The organism is Nocardioides sp. CPCC 206347, from assembly GCF_048654605.1.
Taxonomy (GTDB): Bacteria; Actinomycetota; Actinomycetes; order Propionibacteriales; family Nocardioidaceae; genus Nocardioides.
Window position 1 is genome coordinate 26,215 of record NZ_JBMCYZ010000009.1, and the last position, 17,680, is coordinate 43,894.

Annotated in this window: 15 protein-coding genes; 7 read left to right on the top strand and 8 right to left on the bottom strand. The window is 70.0% G+C overall.

Annotated elements, in window-relative coordinates; translation table 11 throughout:
* Positions 1 to 29: 29 nt before the first annotated feature.
* Positions 30 to 251 (bottom strand): DUF7455 domain-containing protein, encoded by a 222-nt coding sequence (locus ACOACQ_RS23110; RefSeq protein ID WP_056711173.1) that lies wholly within the window; start codon positions 249 to 251, stop codon positions 30 to 32.
* A 366-nt stretch (positions 252 to 617) separates the two neighbouring features.
* Between ACOACQ_RS23110 and ACOACQ_RS23115 the strand changes: the two genes are divergently transcribed.
* Both ACOACQ_RS23115 and ACOACQ_RS23120 read left to right on the top strand, forming a co-directional pair.
* The gene (locus tag ACOACQ_RS23115) at positions 618 to 2,681 is read left to right on the top strand and encodes a DNA gyrase/topoisomerase IV subunit B (protein WP_420289400.1); all 2,064 of its coding nucleotides are present in this window, start codon (positions 618 to 620) and stop codon (positions 2,679 to 2,681) included.
* Between the two features lie 49 nt (positions 2,682 to 2,730).
* A complete protein-coding gene (locus ACOACQ_RS23120; protein ID WP_378605099.1) occupies positions 2,731 to 3,036 on the top strand; it encodes a hypothetical protein in 306 nt (101 codons plus the stop codon).
* A 22-nt stretch (positions 3,037 to 3,058) separates the two neighbouring features.
* On the opposite strand, the gene ACOACQ_RS23125 is transcribed toward ACOACQ_RS23120, so the two are convergent.
* The gene (locus tag ACOACQ_RS23125) at positions 3,059 to 4,075 is read right to left on the bottom strand and encodes an LLM class flavin-dependent oxidoreductase (RefSeq protein ID WP_420289362.1); all 1,017 of its coding nucleotides are present in this window, start codon (positions 4,073 to 4,075) and stop codon (positions 3,059 to 3,061) included.
* A gap of 137 nt (positions 4,076 to 4,212) precedes the next feature.
* On the opposite strand from ACOACQ_RS23125, the gene ACOACQ_RS23130 reads away from it, so the two are divergent.
* Positions 4,213 to 4,584: a hypothetical protein gene (locus ACOACQ_RS23130; protein WP_420289363.1), complete on the top strand. Its 372-nt coding sequence runs from the start codon at positions 4,213 to 4,215 to the stop codon at positions 4,582 to 4,584.
* A gap of 14 nt (positions 4,585 to 4,598) precedes the next feature.
* Here ACOACQ_RS23130 and ACOACQ_RS23135 read toward each other — a convergent pair whose 3' ends face one another.
* The 4 genes from ACOACQ_RS23135 to ACOACQ_RS23150 are packed head-to-tail and all read right to left on the bottom strand — an operon-like array spanning position 4,599 to position 10,109.
* Positions 4,599 to 5,093: a beta-class carbonic anhydrase gene (locus ACOACQ_RS23135; RefSeq protein WP_378605091.1), complete on the bottom strand. Its 495-nt coding sequence runs from the start codon at positions 5,091 to 5,093 to the stop codon at positions 4,599 to 4,601.
* Positions 5,094 to 5,102: 9 nt separating this feature from the next.
* On the bottom strand, positions 5,103 to 6,869 hold the full coding sequence (locus tag ACOACQ_RS23140) for an MFS transporter (RefSeq protein WP_420289364.1): 1,767 nt from the start codon (positions 6,867 to 6,869) through the stop codon (positions 5,103 to 5,105).
* A gap of 14 nt (positions 6,870 to 6,883) precedes the next feature.
* Positions 6,884 to 7,600: an LppX_LprAFG lipoprotein gene (locus ACOACQ_RS23145; RefSeq protein ID WP_420289365.1), complete on the bottom strand. Its 717-nt coding sequence runs from the start codon at positions 7,598 to 7,600 to the stop codon at positions 6,884 to 6,886.
* A 4-nt stretch (positions 7,601 to 7,604) separates the two neighbouring features.
* Positions 7,605 to 10,109 (bottom strand): DNA gyrase/topoisomerase IV subunit A, encoded by a 2,505-nt coding sequence (locus ACOACQ_RS23150; RefSeq protein WP_420289366.1) that lies wholly within the window; start codon positions 10,107 to 10,109, stop codon positions 7,605 to 7,607.
* A gap of 82 nt (positions 10,110 to 10,191) precedes the next feature.
* Between ACOACQ_RS23150 and ACOACQ_RS23155 the strand changes: the two genes are divergently transcribed.
* Genes ACOACQ_RS23155 through ACOACQ_RS23165 form a run of 3 tightly spaced genes read left to right on the top strand, consistent with a single transcriptional unit; the run spans position 10,192 to position 14,715 of the window.
* On the top strand, positions 10,192 to 12,915 hold the full coding sequence (locus ACOACQ_RS23155) for a GNAT family N-acetyltransferase (RefSeq protein WP_420289367.1): 2,724 nt from the start codon (positions 10,192 to 10,194) through the stop codon (positions 12,913 to 12,915).
* 51 nt (positions 12,916 to 12,966) lie between these two features.
* Positions 12,967 to 13,560: a DUF5998 family protein gene (locus ACOACQ_RS23160; protein ID WP_378598080.1), complete on the top strand. Its 594-nt coding sequence runs from the start codon at positions 12,967 to 12,969 to the stop codon at positions 13,558 to 13,560.
* Positions 13,561 to 13,587: 27 nt separating this feature from the next.
* A complete protein-coding gene (locus tag ACOACQ_RS23165) occupies positions 13,588 to 14,715 on the top strand; it encodes an alkaline phosphatase family protein (protein ID WP_378598078.1) in 1,128 nt (375 codons plus the stop codon).
* Here the strand turns inward: ACOACQ_RS23165 and ACOACQ_RS23170 are convergent, their stop codons facing one another.
* Positions 14,716 to 15,381 carry a thymidine kinase gene (locus ACOACQ_RS23170; protein ID WP_378598076.1) on the bottom strand — a complete coding sequence of 222 codons (666 nt, stop codon included), beginning with the start codon at positions 15,379 to 15,381 and terminating at the stop codon, positions 14,716 to 14,718.
* A gap of 177 nt (positions 15,382 to 15,558) precedes the next feature.
* Here ACOACQ_RS23170 and ACOACQ_RS23175 point away from each other — a divergent pair, with 177 nt between their 5' ends.
* On the top strand, positions 15,559 to 16,881 hold the full coding sequence (locus ACOACQ_RS23175; protein WP_420289368.1) for a hypothetical protein: 1,323 nt from the start codon (positions 15,559 to 15,561) through the stop codon (positions 16,879 to 16,881).
* Here ACOACQ_RS23175 and ACOACQ_RS23180 read toward each other — a convergent pair whose 3' ends face one another.
* The gene (locus ACOACQ_RS23180; protein WP_420289369.1) at positions 16,882 to 17,628 is read right to left on the bottom strand and encodes a CatB-related O-acetyltransferase; all 747 of its coding nucleotides are present in this window, start codon (positions 17,626 to 17,628) and stop codon (positions 16,882 to 16,884) included.
* Positions 17,629 to 17,680: the final 52 nt, after the last annotated feature.

The following is a 17,680-nucleotide window of genomic DNA, read 5'->3' on the forward strand; positions in this document are numbered from 1 at the left end:
GCCGGAGCCCTTCGGTGGAGCGGGGTGACTCAGTCGTCGGCGAATGCCGGCTTCGTCGTCAGCTTGTGGGTCTCGTCGTGGACGTTCGCCGCGATCTCCTTGAGCTTGTCACCGTGCTCGCGAGCGTGGTGGGCACAGAAGAGCAGTTCGCCACCGGAGGTGAGTTCTACGCGGAGGTAGGCCTGGGCACCACAACGGTCGCAGCGGTCCTCCGCGGTGAGCGGGGCGCTGGGAGCAACGATAGTTGTCATCTCGGCCTCTCTTTCTTTCGTCTTCACCCCTATCGGGTGTCGACGTGATCAACGTAGCGACTGGATCAAAGATTCCCGTCAACGTGAGCTTTCAATCCACTGCGGAGCCTTCATCCAATCACCTGATGGGTGTCTGCTGTCTGATTTTCCACCGCTTGAAACATCCCTGTGACCATCCGATCGATCAGGGTTCCCTGGTCCGACCGGTGACCCCTCCCGTTGTGGGAGGGATACCTGGCATCGTCTCGCCGCCCCAGCCCGTGTGCCTGCACCGGACTCCGGCGTGTCGCCGGTAGATTCGTACCTCCACCCGCCCCGCGTGGGCGTCCACCACCGTGTCATCCGCATCACTTCGAGGAGCAGGTCATCGCCGACAACACCTACAACGCAGCGCATCTGCTGGTCCTTGAGGGCCTCGAGGCCGTGCGGAAGCGTCCGGGGATGTACATCGGCTCCACCGACACCCGCGGGTTGATGCACTGCCTCTGGGAGATCATCGACAACGGCGTGGACGAGGCGCTCGCGGGCGCTGCCCACAAGGTCGAGGTCACCCTGTTCCCCGACGGCTCCGTCGAGGTGTACGACGACGGGCGCGGCATTCCGACGGACAAGGAGCCCAAGAGCGGGCTGACCGGTGTCGAGCTCGTCGCGACGAAGCTCCACGCCGGCGGCAAGTTCGGCGGGTCGTCGTACGCCGCGACCGGTGGTCTGCACGGCGTGGGCCTGTCCGTGGTCAACGCCCTGTCGAGCCGGATGGACATCGACGTCGACCGCTCCCCGGCGACGCAGGGGATGAGCTTCCAGCGCGGCGGTCCCGGCACCTTCGCCGGCGACGGTCCGGACGCGCCGTTCACGCCCGCGACCGGACTCAGCCGCAAGGGCGGCCGTGTCGCCAAGGGCAAGTCGGGCACGCGGGTCCGGTTCTGGCCGGACCGGCAGATCTTCACCAAGGACTCCAAGTTCGAGCTGGACGGCCTGATCGGGCGGGCCCGGCAGACCTCGTTCATCGTGCCCGGGCTCGAGCTGGTGATCCGTGACCAGCGCGAAGCCGAGCACACCGAGGAGCGCTTCCGCCACGACGGCGGCATCGGGGAGTTCTGCGAGTTCCTGGCGCACGACGAGGCGATCACCGACGTGCTCCGGCTGCAGGGCAGCGACACCTTCACCGAGACGGTGCCGATGCTCGACGACAAGGGTCACATGAGCCCGCAGGACGTCGAGCGTGAGCTCGTCGTCGACGTCGCCGTACGGTGGGGCACCGGCTACGACACCGAGGTCAAGTCGTTCGTCAACGTCATTGCCACGCCCAAGGGCGGCACCCATGTCAGCGGCTTCGAGTCGGCCTTGACCAAGACGTTCAACGAGGCGATGCGCGCCACCAAGGCGCTCAAGGTCAACGACGACAATGTGACCAAGGACGACATCCTCGAGGGCATGACGGCGGTCGTCACGGTGCGTCTGGCCGAGCCGCAGTTCGAGGGCCAGACCAAGGAGATCCTCGGCACCCCCGCGGCCAAGGCGGTGGTGAGCAAGGTCGTGGCGCAGCAGCTCAAGGAGTTCCTGACCTCGACCAAGCGGGTCGAGAAGGCCCAGGCCAAGCTCCTCATGGAGAAGGTCGTCGGTGCCTCGAAGACCCGCATCGCCGCGCGCCAGCACAAGGAGACCCAGCGCCGGAAGAACGCGCTCGAGTCGTCCTCGCTGCCCTCCAAGCTGGCGGACTGCCGAGCCAACGACAACGAGCGCACCGAGCTGTTCATCGTCGAGGGTGACTCCGCGCTCGGTACGGCGAAGCTGGCCCGCAACGCGGAGTTCCAGGCGTTGCTGCCGATCCGGGGCAAGATCCTCAACGTCCAGAAGGCCTCGGTCGGCGACATGCTCAAGAACACCGAGTGCGCCTCGATCATCCAGGTGGTCGGCGCCGGCTCGGGTCGCACCTTCGACCTCGAGGCGCGCCGCTACGGCCGGATCATCTTCATGGCGGACGCGGACTCCGACGGCGCCCACATCCGGTGCCTGCTGGCGACGCTGTTCTTCAAGTACATGCCCGACCTGGTCGCCGAGGGTCGCGTCTACACCGCCGTCCCGCCCCTGCACCGCATCGAGATCTCCAACCCCCGCAAGGGCCAGGAGAAGTACGTCTACACCTTCTCCGACCCCGAGCTGCAGCGAAAGCTCGCCGAGCTGAAGAAGAAGAACATCCGCTGGAAGGACCCGGTGCAGCGCTACAAGGGTCTCGGCGAGATGGACGCCGACCAGCTGGCCGAGACGACCATGGACCCCCGTCGTCGTACCCTCCGACGGTTGACGGTCGACGACGCCGCCGTGTCGGCCGAGGTGTTCGAGCTGCTGATGGGCAGCGAGGTGGCTCCGCGCAAGGAGTTCATCGTCCAGGGTGCCTACGAGGTCGACATGGAATCGCTGGACGCGTGACGCGAGCCGGGACGGTGGGGCGCTCGGTGCTGAGGAAGCGGGAGTCGCCGTGACTGTGCCCGAGGACCGGGCCAAGCATCTCTATCGGGCAGCACTGGTCATCGACGAGTTCGACTCGGTCGGCGCCGTTGCCATCGCCGTTCTGTCCGTCATCACCTTCGGGTGGTACGGCGACATGACCGACCCGCGCCACCGGATCGAGATCCGCCGGCTGGAGTCGGGTGAGGTGGTGGCCACCATCGCCTGGGTGCGCAGACACACGCAGGCCACGCGCGTCCTGGGCGACGTGCAGCGGGACTTGTCGATGATGTCGCCGGAGGACTTCAGGGAGCGGTACGACTTCGACGACGAGTGAACGCGATCGCTGCCTGGTGGGATCAGTCGATCTCGCGGCAACGCCGCACGAGGTCGCGGACCACGTCGTCCGGGGCGTCCGGGACGCCGAGCACGATGCCGTCGCACAACCCGGCGTACCAGGTGGCGAGAACGTCGGGGAGCGTGGCGAAGGTGCCCTGCGGCACGAGCCGGTCGATGACCTCGTCGGTGAGGTGGTCGCCCAGCCCCGCCCAGTCCGATCGCGCTGCCATGGCGGTCAGCTCCTCGCCGAGGTCCTCGAGGTCGAACATCGCGAGCTGGGGGCGGTAGGCGGGGGTGCTGTAGAGGAAGGCCAGCTCGGGGCGTCGGGCATCGCGGACCGCGGCGAGGTCGTCGTACGACGCCGCCATGAGGGGTTGGGGACCGGCAATGAGGCGCGGGAGCCCGGACCGGCCGGCGCGCTCGCAGCCCGTCTGCAGGGCGGGCAGGATCGCCGAGCTGATCATGGTGGGGTGGCTGTTCGTGGGGTGGCAGACGAAGCCGTCCGCGACCTGCCCGGCGAGCTCGCACATCCCGCGGTTCACGCCCCCGGTCCAGATCGTCGGCGCCGCGACGTCCAACGGGCCGGGGTTGAAGTACGGCTGGAGGCGGGTCAGCGGGTAGTGCGGGCCGTCGTGGTTCAGCTCCGCACCGGTCTGGAAGCTCTCGAACGAGGCCCGGACCGCTGCGACGTAGTCGCTGAGCCGGGCCACGGGCTCGGACCACGGTGCGGCGTAGCGTCCGATGATGTTGCCGCGCACCTGTGAGGCCAGCCCCAGCTGGAACCGTCCGCCGGAGAACCGTGCGAGGTCCCACGCCGTGTAGGCGGTGAGCATCGGGCTGCGCGCGAAGGCGACCACCATGCTGGTGCGCACCGTCAGGGTCGTCGTGTTCGCCAGCGCGAGCGCCGCGACGGTGAACGGGTCGTGGATCGTCTCCGGCACGTGCATCACGTCGAAGCCGAGGTCCTCGGCGCGCCGGGCCCAGGCACCGACCCCGGCGAGAGGTGAGCTCGCCGGCCATGATGCGACGATCTCCATCGAGTGCTCCGTCCACGTCGTTGCTGGGCCGACCATGGCACGGATGGGGCCGCCCGGGAAGCCACGGCGCTGTAGGTTGGGCGAGGAAGGCGATCTTGCCGCTTTCCCTCTTTCTCCGTGGGGGCGATCAAGCAGTGGTGAGCGACACGAGGGCGGCCGTCGTCAAGGTCCTCAAGGCGCGGGGTGCCAAGGCCCGTCGCGGTCACCTGCGGCTGCAGGTCGGTGACCTGTTCTGGTACGTCGACCCGCGGGTCACGGGCGTTGGCCAGCGCGCGACGCTGGCGCTCGAGGTCGGCTGCTGGGTGCCGGACCTGCCGCCCGAGCCGGACGGCGGGGCGGTGGACTGCCCGCTGCTGATGGACTACGCGATCGCCGATCCGGTGGCCGACACCGGGACGTTGGTCGACCTGCTCGGATCGATCGGCACGCTGGCCGAGCTGCGCGCGCGACTCGACGAGCTGACGGGCGCGCTCGTCGACAAGTCGCTCCGCGCGCTCCTCGACGCCTGAGCCGGGCGCTGGGCTCAGACCTGCTGGGAGAGCAGGCCGGTGTCGACGTCGTAGATGAAGCCGCCGACGTGGATGGTCTCCGGGATCAGCGGGTGCGAGCGGACCCGACGGATGTCCTCGGCCAGCGCGGTCTTCTGGTTGGCGATGACGTGGAACGGGTGCCACGACACGTCCTGGCCGGTCGCCTCACCGATCTTGGCCTGGATGTCGGCCTCGGACGACGACGCCATGGCGCAGCGGGTGTGCGGGATGACCAGGATCCGGTCGACGTTGAGAAGGTGCACGCCCAGGACCAGCGCCTCGAGCGCGGCCTCGGTCACGCGACCACCCGGGTTGCGGAAGATCTTCGCGTCGCCGTGCTTCAGGCCGAGCATCTTCAGGGGGTCGATGCGCGAGTCCATGCAGGTCACGATTGCGACACCGGCATGGGCCTTGCCGTCGAAACCACCGAACTCGAAGTGGTCCGCGAACTCGCGGTTGGCCTTCAACAGATCGTCGAATTCACCCATGGCGGAAGTCTATCCAGCAGTCCGGAGCACTTCCGCGGTGTCCACTTCGCGGGTACCCGCGCGGGCGAACAGGATCAACGCCAGTACGGCGGCGGCGAACGCCGCGACGGCAGCGCCGACGAAGACGGCGTGCTCCTGGACGATGCCGAGCTCGCGGATGCCGAGCGAGGGGTCGGCTGCCTGGGTGGCGTAGAGGCGGCGCAGGCCGATGGTCGTCAGCGCGGAGATGCCGACCAGCATGCCGATCATCCGGGCGACCACCACGAGCGCGCTGGCCAGGCCGTGGGAGTCGTCGTCGGTGTTGGCCAGGATCGCGGCGTTGACCGGCGCGAGGGCGAGGCCGAAGCCGAAGCCGCCGATCACCAGGGGGACGTTCGAGCCGAAGCCGTCGAGGCTCGTGGCGTCCCACTGGGCCATCGCGAGGAACGAGACACCTGCCGCCGCCATGCCGATGGCCGTCAGCACGCCGGCGTTGAGGCGGCGCAGCAGCCACCCGCCGACGATGGCACCGAACGGCAAGGCGGCAAGGAAGCGGAGCAGGACCAGCGCGGCGCCGAGCTGTGAGTCGGGCTGGGTGGTCGTGCGTGCGAACAGCGGGATGTCGACCAGCGCCGCGATCAGTGCCCAGCCGACGAGGAAGCTGACGACCAGGGCGCCCCACGCAGGCGTCGCCCGGAGCGCCCCGCGCGGCACGATCGGGTCATCGGCACGGCGCAGGTGCACCAGCAGCAGGATCACCGCAATCCCCGAGCCCACGAGGAACCACGGACCCTGTGGGGAGAAGACCGCCACCTCCGGGTCGGCCGTGGCGAACGCCAGGACGATGCCGCCGAGGGCCGCGGCGAGCAGGCCGGCGCCGAGCAGGTCCGCGTCCAGCAGGTGCCGGAACCAGCCGCGCAGGTCGACCAGGGGCCGGGGCAGAAACCAGCAGCAGACCAGGAACGCGACGAAGGAGCCGATCGTGACGAGGCCGATCGGGGTGACCCAGCGGCTGCCGCCGTCGACGTACGGGATGAAGAGCTGGCCCCAGGTGAGGTCGCGCTGGATCGACGCGGGTTCGAGGAAGGTGATCACCCCGGCGGTGAGGGTGATCGCGAGCAGGAGTGCGGTGACGGCCGCCGCTGGTCGAGGTGCGAGCGCAGCGAGCCTCGAAACCCGGTGAGGTGCATCGCCTGCGGGGGTTTCGAGGCTCGCTGGCGCTCGCACCTCAACCACCGAGCCGCGAGCCAGTGCGCCGACGACCAGCACCAGCAGCACCCCGCCGGCCAGGTTGATCGCGAAGATCCCGCGCCAGGAGGTGAAGGACAGGACCAGTGCGCCGAACAACGGGCCCAGCACGCTGCCGAATTCCTGGACGGCGGAGACCAGGCCGAGCGGCAGTCCGCGCCGTTCGACCGGGTAGAGCGCGGCGACCAGCGACATCGTGGCGGGCACCAGTCCGCCACCGCCGACGCCCTGCAGGAACCGGCCGGCGACCATGCTCGGCAGGTCGTAGGACACCGCGGTGACCAGCGAGCCGATCGAGAAGAGCACGAGGGACATGGCCAGGACGGGTACCTGGCCCCGCAGGTCGGCGATCCGGCCGATCAGCGGCAGCATGGCGACGTACCCCAGCAGGAAGCCGGAGACGATCGGTGCCGCACGCTGCAGCTCGTCGATGGGGATGCCGACGCCGGCCATCATGTCCGGCAGTGCGAGCACCACGACGTACGTGTCGACCGCCGCGAAGGCGACGGCGATGGCACAGAACGTGAGGAGAAGCCGGTCCCTGCTCATTCCGGTCCTGCCGGTCATTCCGGTGCGGAGATGTCCTTGGTGACGTCGTACTTGGTCACGTCGATCGTGTAGGTGACCTCGTCGGAGTCGGGGAAGAAGACGCCGGTCAGGCGGGCGGACCGGAGGTAGCCCTTGTCATCGATGCGGTACGTCGCGTCGAACGCGTCACCCTCGGCGCAGGGCAGGATCGCGCGGATCGAGTCGCCCGTGGCCGTGCCGGTGTAGGTGCTGAAGGTCTCCTTGTTGTCCTTGCCGCCGCGCTCGGTCTTGCCGGCGGAGACGTCCTCGCTGCTGGTCAGCACCGAGGAGACCCCCGAGTCGGGGTCCAGGAGCAGCGCCGGGTCGGGGGCGCAGAGGTCCTCGGGCTGGAAGCGGTCGCTCCAGCCGCCGAGGAGGGCGTGGTCGATGTACATCGTGCCGTCGACCGAGATGACGGGGACGCCGGTGACCGGGATGCCCGACACGTTGCCGTTGGCCGAGCCCTCGAAGGCCGGCGGGTCGGCGGTGATCGTGCCGCTCGCTGCCGAGAGGTAGTCGACCCCGGGGTCGTCGCCCGTGGAGATCGACAACTCGATGCCGCTGGTCTCGTCGAGGAGCTTCTTGGCCTTCACGCCGGCGTCGGACCAGTCCGCGCCAGCCTCGGGTTCGTCGCCCGAACAGGCGGCGAGGCCGGTCACAGCAAACAGGCCGGTGAGCAGCGCGGCGGCCACCCGGGTGCGTCCGATCGTCATGACATCACCCTGACACATCGGCGGTCGGGCCGGCGGTCGGGCCGGCGCCCAGGCTGGCGGCCAGGGGGCCTGCGGCGGCGGCGAGTGCCTGGCTGCCGGGCACTCCCGATCCGTCGCGGCGTCCCGTGGCTGCGGGGAGGTCGACCGGGGCACCGCTCGCTGCGGCGGCCCGCGCGGGCGCCGTACCGGCCCAGGCGAAGACCAGGGTGTCCTCGCCTTTGAGGAACCGGTGGCAGCGCACACCGCCGGTGGCGCGGCCCTTGGCCGGGTACTCGGCGAAGTCGGTCACCTTCACCGCACCCGGCTCGGTGCCGGGCAGCGCGGTCGACGAACCGGAGGACGTGACCACCACGGCGGGGGAGGCGAGGTCGAGGACACCGAACCACGCGACGCTCTCGCCGGCCGCCAGCTTCACGCCGGCCATGCCGCCACCGGACCGTCCCTGTGGCCGGACGCCCGCGGCGCCGTAGTGCAGCAGCTGGGCGTCGGTCGTGATGAAGCAGAGCTCCTCGGTGCCGCTGACCAGCTCGACCGCGCCGACGACCTCGTCGCCGTCGGCGAGCCGGATCACGTCCCACTCGTCCTTGCTGATGACCTCGGGGTTGACCCGCTTCACGACGCCCTGCTTCGTGCCGAGCGCCAGCCCGGGGCCCTCGGTCGCCAGCGAGGTCAGCGCCAGTGCGCGTTCGCCGGGCACGAGGTCGAGCACCTCGGTGAGCGGCAGGCCGCCCGAGAGGTTGGGCTCGTTGGCCGACGGTGGGATCGCGGGCAGGTCCAGGACGCCCAGCCGGAGCAGCCGCCCGGTCGAGGTCAGGACGCCGACGTCGGCACGGGCCGTCGTACGGATGGCGGAGACGACCACGTCGTGGTTGGCGCGCCCGCCACCGCTGCCGATCTCCTCGGCGTTCGTGGTGCGGGCCAGCAGGCCGGTGGAGGAGAGCAGCGCGAAGCAGGGCTCGTCGGCCACTTCCAGGGGCGCGGCTGCGGCGGTGATCGCGGTCGAGCCGGCCGACTCGAGCAGGACCGTGCGACGCGGGGTACCGAACGTCTTGGCGATCTCGGCCAGCTCGTTGGAGACGACCTTCTTCAGCAGTCCCTCGTCGGCGAGGATCGCGTCGAGCTCCTCGATCTCCTTGCGCAGCTCCGACTGCTCCTTCTCCAGGTCGATCCGGGAGAAGCGGGTGAGGCGACGCAGCTGCATCTCGAGGATGTAGTCGGCCTGGGCCTCGGAGAGGTCGAACACGCTCATCAGGCGTTCGCGTGCGGCGGAGGCGTCGTCGCTGGTGCGGATCAGCTGGATGACCTCGTCGATGTCGATCAGGGCGAGCAACAGGCCGTCGACGAGGTGCAGGCGCGCGGCCTTCTTGTTGCGCCGGAACTGCGAGCGACGGCGGACGACCTCGTAGCGGTGCTCGAGGAAGACCTCGAGCAGCTCCTTCAGGCCGAGCGTGCGCGGCTGGCCGTCAACGAGGGCGACGTTGTTGATGCCGAAGGACTCCTCCATCGGCGTCTGCTTGTAGAGCTGCTCGAGCAGCGCCTCGGGGACGAAGCCGTTCTTGACCTCGATGACCAGGCGCAGGCCGTGGGACCGGTCGGTGAGGTCCTTCATGTCGGCGATGCCCTGGATCTTCTTGGTCTGGACCAGGGTCTTGATCCGCTCCATGACCTTCTCGGTGCCGATGTTGAACGGCAGCTCGGTCACCACGATGCCCTTGCGGCGGCCGATGGTCTCGATCCGGGCAGTGGCCCGCATCTTGAAGACGCCGCGGCCGGTCTCGTAGGCGTCGCGCACGCCGTCGAGCCCGACGATCTTGCCGCCCGTCGGCAGGTCGGGACCGGGGATGAACCGCATGATCCCGTCGAGATCGGTCTTCGGGTGCACGATCAGGTGGCGCAGCGCCTGCACGACCTCGATCAGGTTGTGCGGGGCCATGTTGGTCGCCATGCCGACCGCGATGCCGGTCGTGCCGTTGACGACCAGGTTCGGGATCGCCGAGGGCAGGACCGTCGGTTCGTACTCGCGGCTGTCGTAGTTGGGCTTGAAGTCGACGGTGTCCTCGTCGATCGAGTCCGTCATCGCCACCGCAGCCGGGGCCATCCGGGCCTCGGTGTACCGCATGGCGGCCGGCGGGTCCTCGCCACCGGGCGACCCGAAGTTGCCGTGGCCGTCCACCATCGGCAACCGCATCGACCACGGCTGCGCCGTACGGACGAGGGCGTCGTAGATGGCGGTGTCGCCGTGCGGGTGCAGCCGACCCATCACTTCACCGACGATGCGCGCGCACTTGGAATGGCCGCGGTCGGGCCGCAGGCCCATGTCGTTCATCGTGTAGTAGATCCGTCGCTGGACCGGCTTGAGGCCGTCACGTGCATCGGGCAGGGCCCGGGAGTAGATGACGGAGTAGGCGTACTCCAGGAAGGACGACTGCATCTCGTCGCCGATGTCGGTGTCGAGGATGTGCTCCTCGAAGTCCTCCGGGAGGGGTTCCTGCTTGGTGCGACGTGCCATGGGAGTCATTGTCCCGGTCGGCCCTGGCCATCGGTGACCGGCCACGCCGGACGGATGGGGGCGGGACCGATAGATTTGCGGTGTGAGCGCTGGCGACCCGACCCCGACCGAGGAGATTCAGGCACCGCCCGCGCACTGGGAGGGCGACGTACTGCTTCGCGACGGGCGTACGGCGCACATCCGGCCGATCCGTCCCGAGGACGAGGAACTCATGGTCGAGTTCTACGCGCGGGTCTCCGACGAGTCGAAGTACTACCGGTTCTTCTCGCCGATGCCGGTGCTGTCGGACCGCGACGTACGCCGGTTCACCCACGTCGACCACCGCGACCGTGTGGCGCTGGTGATGATCCTGCAGGAACGCATGATCGCCGTCGGGCGGTACGACGTCGTGGCCGACAACGAGGCCGAGGTCGCCTTCCTCGTGGAGGACGGTCACCAGGGCCGCGGCATCGCGCAGCTGTTGCTCGAGCACCTCGCCCAGGCCGGCCGCGAACGCGGCGTCGAACGCTTCACCGCCGAGGTGCTGCCCGACAACAGCCGGATGATCCACACCTTCCGCGACGCCGGCTACCGCGTGGCCAGCGGCTATCACGACGGTGTGATCACCCTCGAGTTCCCCATCGACCCGACCGACACCGCGATCGGGGTCATGCGCGACCGCGAGCACGCAGCCGAGGCCGCGTCGATCCAGCGCTTCTTCCACCCCAAGTCGGTCGCGATCATCGGCGCCAGTCGCCGCCAGGACACGATCGGCCAGGTGCTGGTGCGCAACCTGGTCACCGCCGACTTCACCGGCCGGGTCTATGTCGTCAACCCCAGCGCTCCGGCGGTCTCGGGCATGCCGGCCTACAAGAACGTCAACGACATCCCCGATGACGTCGACGTCGCGATCGTCGCGGTCCCGGCCGATTCGGTGACCGACGTCGTCCTCGACTGCGCCAACAAGGGCGTGCACGGCCTGATCGTGATCTCCTCCGGCTTCGCCGAGACGGGGGAGGAGGGCCGCAAGCGCCAGCGCCACCTCGCGGGACTCTGCCGTTCCTACGGCCTGCGCCTGATCGGCCCGAACTGCCTCGGTGTCATCAACACCGACCCGACCGTCCAGGTCAACGCGTCGCTGTCGTCGGTCATGCCGACCCGCGGCCGTGCCGGCTTCTTCTGCCAGTCCGGTGCACTCGGCTCCGCGATCCTCGAGAAGGTCAAGAACCGTGGTCTCGGCATCTCGACCTTCGTCAGCGCGGGCAACCGCGCCGACGTCTCGGGCAACGACCTCCTGCAGTACTGGGAGGAGGACGACGCCACCGAGGTCGTGATGATGTACCTCGAGTCGATCGGTAACCCGCGCAAGTTCTCGCGGATCGCGCGCCGCGTCTCGCAGCGCAAGCCGATCGTCGCGGTCCGGTCGGGTCGCACGACGCAGGGTGTGCCGATGGGCCACGCGGTCCGCCGGATTGGTGCGCCACAGGCCGCGGTCGACGCGATGTTCCGCCAAGCCGGAGTCATCCAGGTGGACACCCTGGACGACATGTTCGACGTGGCGCAGCTGCTCGCGCACCAGCCGCTGCCGCGGGGACGCCGGGTCGCGATCGTCGGCAACTCCGACGCGCTCGGCCTGCTCGCCGCCGATGCCGCGTCCGCCGTGGGCCTGGTGGTCAACCGGTCCGTCGCGCTCGGTGCGGACGCCACGGCCGAGGACTTCGAGGACGCCCTCGACAACGCGATCGACGACCCCGACGTCGACTCGGTCATCGCCGTCTACATCCCGCCGCTCGACGTCACCGGCGAAGAGGTCGCGAACGTCCTGGCCGCCGTCGGCGAACAGTCCGACAAGCCGCTGGTCTCCTCGTTCCTCGGCGCCGAGGGCATCCCCGAGCTGTTGCGCGTGCCCGACGTCGCGGGTTCCTCTGCCGGACGAGGCTCGGTTCCGTCGTACCCGGCAGTGGAGGCGGCGGTCCGGGCGCTCGCGCGCGTCGTCGAGTACGCCGTCTGGCTGCACGCGCCCGACGGCCCGGCCGCCGACGCGGGCGAGGTGGACGTGCCCGCTGCGAAGAAGCTCGTCAAGCGGGTCCTCCGGTCGGCGGAGGGCGAGGTGGGCGATCGCGAGATCGAGCTCGACCAGTCGTTGGTCACCGAGCTGCTGGGCCACTACGGCATCGACCTGTGGCCCACCCGCCCGGTGGCCGACGCCGAGGCGGCTGTCGCCGCCGGCGAGGCACTCGGCTGGGACGTCGTCCTCAAGTCGACCCTCGACTCCCTGAGGGAGCGCCCGGACCAGACCCACGTGTGGCGCAACATCAGCGACGCCGAGGACATGCGTGATGCGTGGGAGACGCTGACCCAGCTGATCGACCCGGCGATGGGGCGGTTCGTGGTCCAGCGCAGTGCGCCTCCGGGCGTGCCCGTCGCGATCCGATCCTTCGAGGACCCGCTGTTCGGTCCCGTCGTGTCCTTCGGCATCTCCGGCCCGGTCATCGAGCTGCTCGGCGACTGGTCCTACCGGATTCCGCCGCTCGGCCAGCACGAGGTCGCCTCGATGGTGCGCGAGGTGAAGAGCTCGCCCCTGCTGTTCGGGTACCGCGGCGCTGACGCCGTCGACGTGGCCGCGGTCGAGGACCTGATCACCCGCGTCGCCGCCCTCAAGAACGACCTGCCGAACGTCAGCTCCCTCGAGCTCACCCTCGTCCTTGCGGGAGTCGACGGCGCGCAGACGCTCACCGCCACGGCCCGGGTCGCGACGATCAAGGACCCGCGGCCCGATTCTCTGGTGCGACGGATGCCGGACCTGGAATCCACCATCCCGGACTGAGTCGTCGACGCCTCTCGCTGCGCTTTCCGGCTGCCGTGCGAGGATGCGTCCATGCCGAATGCACGTCTTCGCGGTGGCGACGAACCCGACCGGATCGCCGACCTCCAGACTGCGATCAACCGCACCGGCTACTACCCGGAGGTGGTCGCCGATGCGGTCACCGGCGCCCTGGGCGGCGAAGCGGTCGTGTCGTACTACGTGCACCACGAGCCGACCTTCGAGCGTGACGAGGTCCGCCGGCACCAGACGGTCGTCGTCCTGACGCCGAGCCGGCTGATCCTGGCGCACACCGACGAGCACGCGGGCGACGACCTGCTGCCCGAGCCGTACACCTCGACCTCCACCGAGGCTGTCAGCCTGCGGGCAGTCGCATCGGTCGTGGTGACCCGGATGACGACCAACCCGACCGCCGGCCCGACGCCGCCGGCCGAGGCCGTGCTCACGATCGGCTGGGGTGCGGTGAGCCGGGTCGACCTGGAACCGGCCGGCTGTGCCGATCCGCAGTGCGACGCCGACCACGGCTACACCGGAAGTCTCTCCTCCGATGACTTCTCGCTTCGGGTCTCCGCGGCCGCCGACGGCAAGGACGCGGTCGGGGGACTCCTGTCCTTCGCCGCGTCGCTCTCCGCGCTGACCCGGGGCTGAATCGACGTGGTCGTGGAACAGACCGGCGTGAGCGGATTCTGCGAGCCCGCGTACGGCGTCCGCTCGCTCGGCGACGTCGTCCCCGCCGCGGCGCAGGCGCTCGGCAGCCCGCTCGGCCCGGCCCCCACCGGACTGACCCTTCCGGACGCCGCGTCGTACGTCGTGTTCCTCATCGACGGGCTCGGCGCCCGGCTCCTCGAGCGCTACGCCCACGCGGCGCCGTACCTCTCCTCACTGCTGGCGGGTTCCTCACCCGCGACCGCTGGGGTCCCCTCGACGACGTCGACGTCCCTCACCTCGCTGGGCACCGGCCTGACTCCGGGAGCGCACGGCCTCGTCGGCTTCACCACCCGGATCCCCGGCACCAGCGACCTGCTCAACGCCCTGACCTGGGACGCCGACATCGAGCCGACCCAGTGGCAGCCGCACCAGACCGCGTTCACGTCGCTGCAGTACGCCGGCGTGCGGGTCACCGTCGTCAACAAGCGTGAGTTCAACGGCAGCGGCCTGACGGTGGCTGCCCACCGTGGGGCCGACTACGTCGGCGTCGACCGGGTCGGCGAGCGGATCGCCGCCGTCGTGGCTGCTTCACGCCCCGCACCGCGGCAGCCAGCCCTGACCTATGTGTACGACGGCGACCTCGACTGGACCGGCCACCGCTGGGGCGTCGCCTCGAGCCAGTGGCTCCAGCAGCTGGCGATGATCGACCACGAGGCCGAGCAGCTGCGGGACGCCCTTCCCCGCGACCGTCGCCTCCTGGTGATCGCCGACCACGGCATGGTCGACGTCCCGGGCTCCGAGCGGATCGACGTGAACCACGACGACGACCTTCGTGCAGGGGTCGCTCTCGTCGGCGGCGAGGCACGCTTCCGCCACCTGTACTGCAAGGGCGGCGCCGTCCCCGACGTCGTCGACACCTGGCGCTCCGTGCTGGGCGAACGGGCGGACGTGATGACCCGCGGCGAGGCCATCACCCGTGGCTGGTTCGGGCCGGTGGACCCGTCCGTCCTGCCGCGCATCGGCGACGTGGTCGTCGCGTGCCGGGGCGACTTCGCCGTGCTGTCGACCGAGGGATTCCCCTACGAGTCGAAGCTGATCGGCATGCACGGATCGCTCACGCCCGACGAGATGCTGATCCCGATCCTGCTCGACTGACTATGCGAAGGGCAGCGGCTCGGGGGAGAGGCTGACGGCGCGTGCCCGTGCGGCGGTCAGGCCGCGCCGGTGGTGCTGGCGGCAGAGCACCTCGTAGGCGACGTCCAGGTCGTCGTGCACGTGCGTCGGGGTGTCGCCGTCGACATCGCCCACCACGATGACCTCGCCCTCGGTGACCATCACACCGTTCTCGGTGCGGGCGTTGTGGGTCGCGCGGCGACCGCACCAGCACAGGGCCTCGACCTGCAGGACCTCGGTGCGGTCGGCGATCTCGACCAGGCGCGCCGAGCCGGGGAACAGCCGGGTGCGGAAGTCGGTGAGAATGCCGAAGCAGAAGACATCGATCTGCAACTCGTCGACGATCTTCGCGAGCTGGTCGACCTGCTCGGAGGTGTAGAACTGCGCTTCGTCGCAGATGAAGTAATCGATCCGCGCGCCCTGGGTCAGGGCATCGACGGTGAAGCGCCAGAAGTCGAACGTCGGCTCCACCTCGAGGGCGTCGGCGGTCAGACCGAGCCGCGAGGACACCTTCGCGGTGCCTGCCCGGTCGTGGGAGGTGAACAGCCGGCCGATCCGCCCACGGGCGGCGTGGTTGTGGTTGGTCTGCAGCGCGAGCGTCGACTTCCCGGCGTCCATGGTTCCGGTACGGAAGGTCAGTTCAGCCACGCGCGCATCCTCTCATCCGGTGGCGAACAGGTGGCCGGGTGATGCCCGGGACCAAGATCGGCAGGGGACCGAAGGGTAAAGATCGCTGCTTGAAGGGGCAGATATCCCTGATTCGCGTGCAGAACGGAGCAGACAGGCGAACACTGGGAAACTCCGACCGGACCGAGGAGGGTGACTATGGGGGTCGCCACCATGCTCTTCCAGCGGCGAAAGCATCGCGCGTCGCGGTGGCAGGGTCGCCTGACGACCACCGCTGTGCTGGCCGCCGTTCTCGTCACGGTGCTCGCGGTCGTGGCCTCGCAGACCAGCCTGGTCCGCAGGATCACCTCGGATGACGCCTCTCCCGTCGCTGCGCCGGCCGGCCCGACGACATCGGTCCCCGCAGCAGAAGCCCCCATCGCGGCCGCCGCCGAGCCCGCTCCCGCATTCGTGGAACCGGTTGCCCTGGTACGACGCGCGCCGCTCGCTGCGCGCTACCCGGGCGCCCTGCTGGATGCACCCCTCGGTACGTCGGCTGCCTACCAGCGGGCTGCCGCGATCATCAACCTCACCGCCGACTGCCACCTGGACTGGCTGACCCTCGCTGCCATCGCGCGCATCGAGTCCAACCACGGACGGGGCGAGAACGCTGCGCACAAGGTCGACGTGAACGGCCTGGTGACGCCGGCGCTCGTGGGCAAGCCCCTCGACGGCCAGGGTGGCCGCGGGACGGTCGACGACACCGACGCGGGCACGATCGACCACGACCTGCGGTGGGACGCGCCGGTCGGACCGTTCGGACTGATGCCGGCCACGTGGGCTGCGGTGGCGGTCGATGCCGACAGCGACGACGTACGCAATCCGCAGGACGTGGACGATGCCTCGCTGGCGGCGGCCGTGGTGCTGTGCGCCGGGGGCCGCGACCTGGCCGACGAGAAGACCCTGCGAGCGGCGTTGACGGCCTACCACCTCACGCCGGGATTCGCCGAGACCGTCCTCGAACTGTCGTCGGTGTACGCCGACGAGATGGCGACCGTGCCGGTGTTCCTGCCCCTCCCGGGCACCATGTCGATTCCCGCGGACCTCGCCGAGATCTGTGACTGTGCGCGGTCCGGGTCCACGTCGGCGCGCGAGGCCGCGCCGCAGCCACCGCCGTCGGGTACGGACAGTCCTGGTGAGGAGGCAACGCCGCCTGTGGTGGACCCCGGTGACCCCGGTACCGGCGGGACGATCGACCCGAGTGACTCGGGCGACCCCGTGGATCCTCCCTCGGAGGAGCCGACCGATCCCGCGCCGTCCACCGAGCCCGAACCCGAGCCCGAACCGGCCTCACCGCCTGCCGACACGCCTCCCGCTCCGGAGCCGGCGCCGGAACCGGCGCCGGAGCCCGCACCGCAGCCGACGGCTGCTGCCGAACCGGAGCCCGCGCCGGAGCCTCCGCCTCCGCCTCCGCCGCCGCCCCCGCCGAGCCCGGAACCGGCCACGGAGCCGACCGCAGAGGCCGCGGCGCCGACTGCCTGATCAGTCCCGTCGGGTGCGCCGCCACCGCCGCGGCGCTGCCGGCGCTGCTTCCGGCGCTGGTGCGGTCTCGGCCTCGTAGGCCCGCCACTCGCCGTCGTACGGAGCCAGGCCCTCGTCGGCGATGCGTCGGCGCAGCTCCGCGACGGCCGCCCGCGGGTCGTCGTACGGCAGCCCGGCCAGCTGGTTGGGGCTGAACCGCCACCACTGGACGTCGAGCAGTTCGTCGACCAGGTCCTGGTCGAAGCGAGGCCGCAGCACCCGGGCGGGCACCCCGCCCACGATGGCGTACGGCGGCACGTCCTTGGTCACGACCGCGCCCGCCGCCACGACCGCACCGTCGCCGATCGTGACGCCGCGCAGGATCACGGCATTGGCCCCGATCCACACGTCATTGCCGATGACGGCGGGTCCGCGGGGGAATCCGTGTGCCTTGACCGGGCTGCCCTCGGCGGCGTCGGGATGCCAGCCGAAGCGGCCGCCGTCGTACTGGAACGGCGATGTCGACATCCAGTCCGTGGGGTGGTCGGGCTCACCGATCCGCACGCCCGCGGCGAGGGAGCAGTAGCGGCCGATCTCCGCGCAGTAGTCGATGACTCCGCCGACCAGGTAGCTGAACGCACCGATCCGCAGCGGGGTCTTGGTCACCGTCGGGGCCATGAACCAGACGGGCCCCTCGACCTCGACGCGGGAGACCCGCTGGTGCTTGAGGTTCTTCCGCGAGCGGACGTGCTGATCCTCGGCGTGCATGTCGGGATGGTGTCACAAGCCTGGTGGCTTCGATTCGGCCATCTAGAGTGTG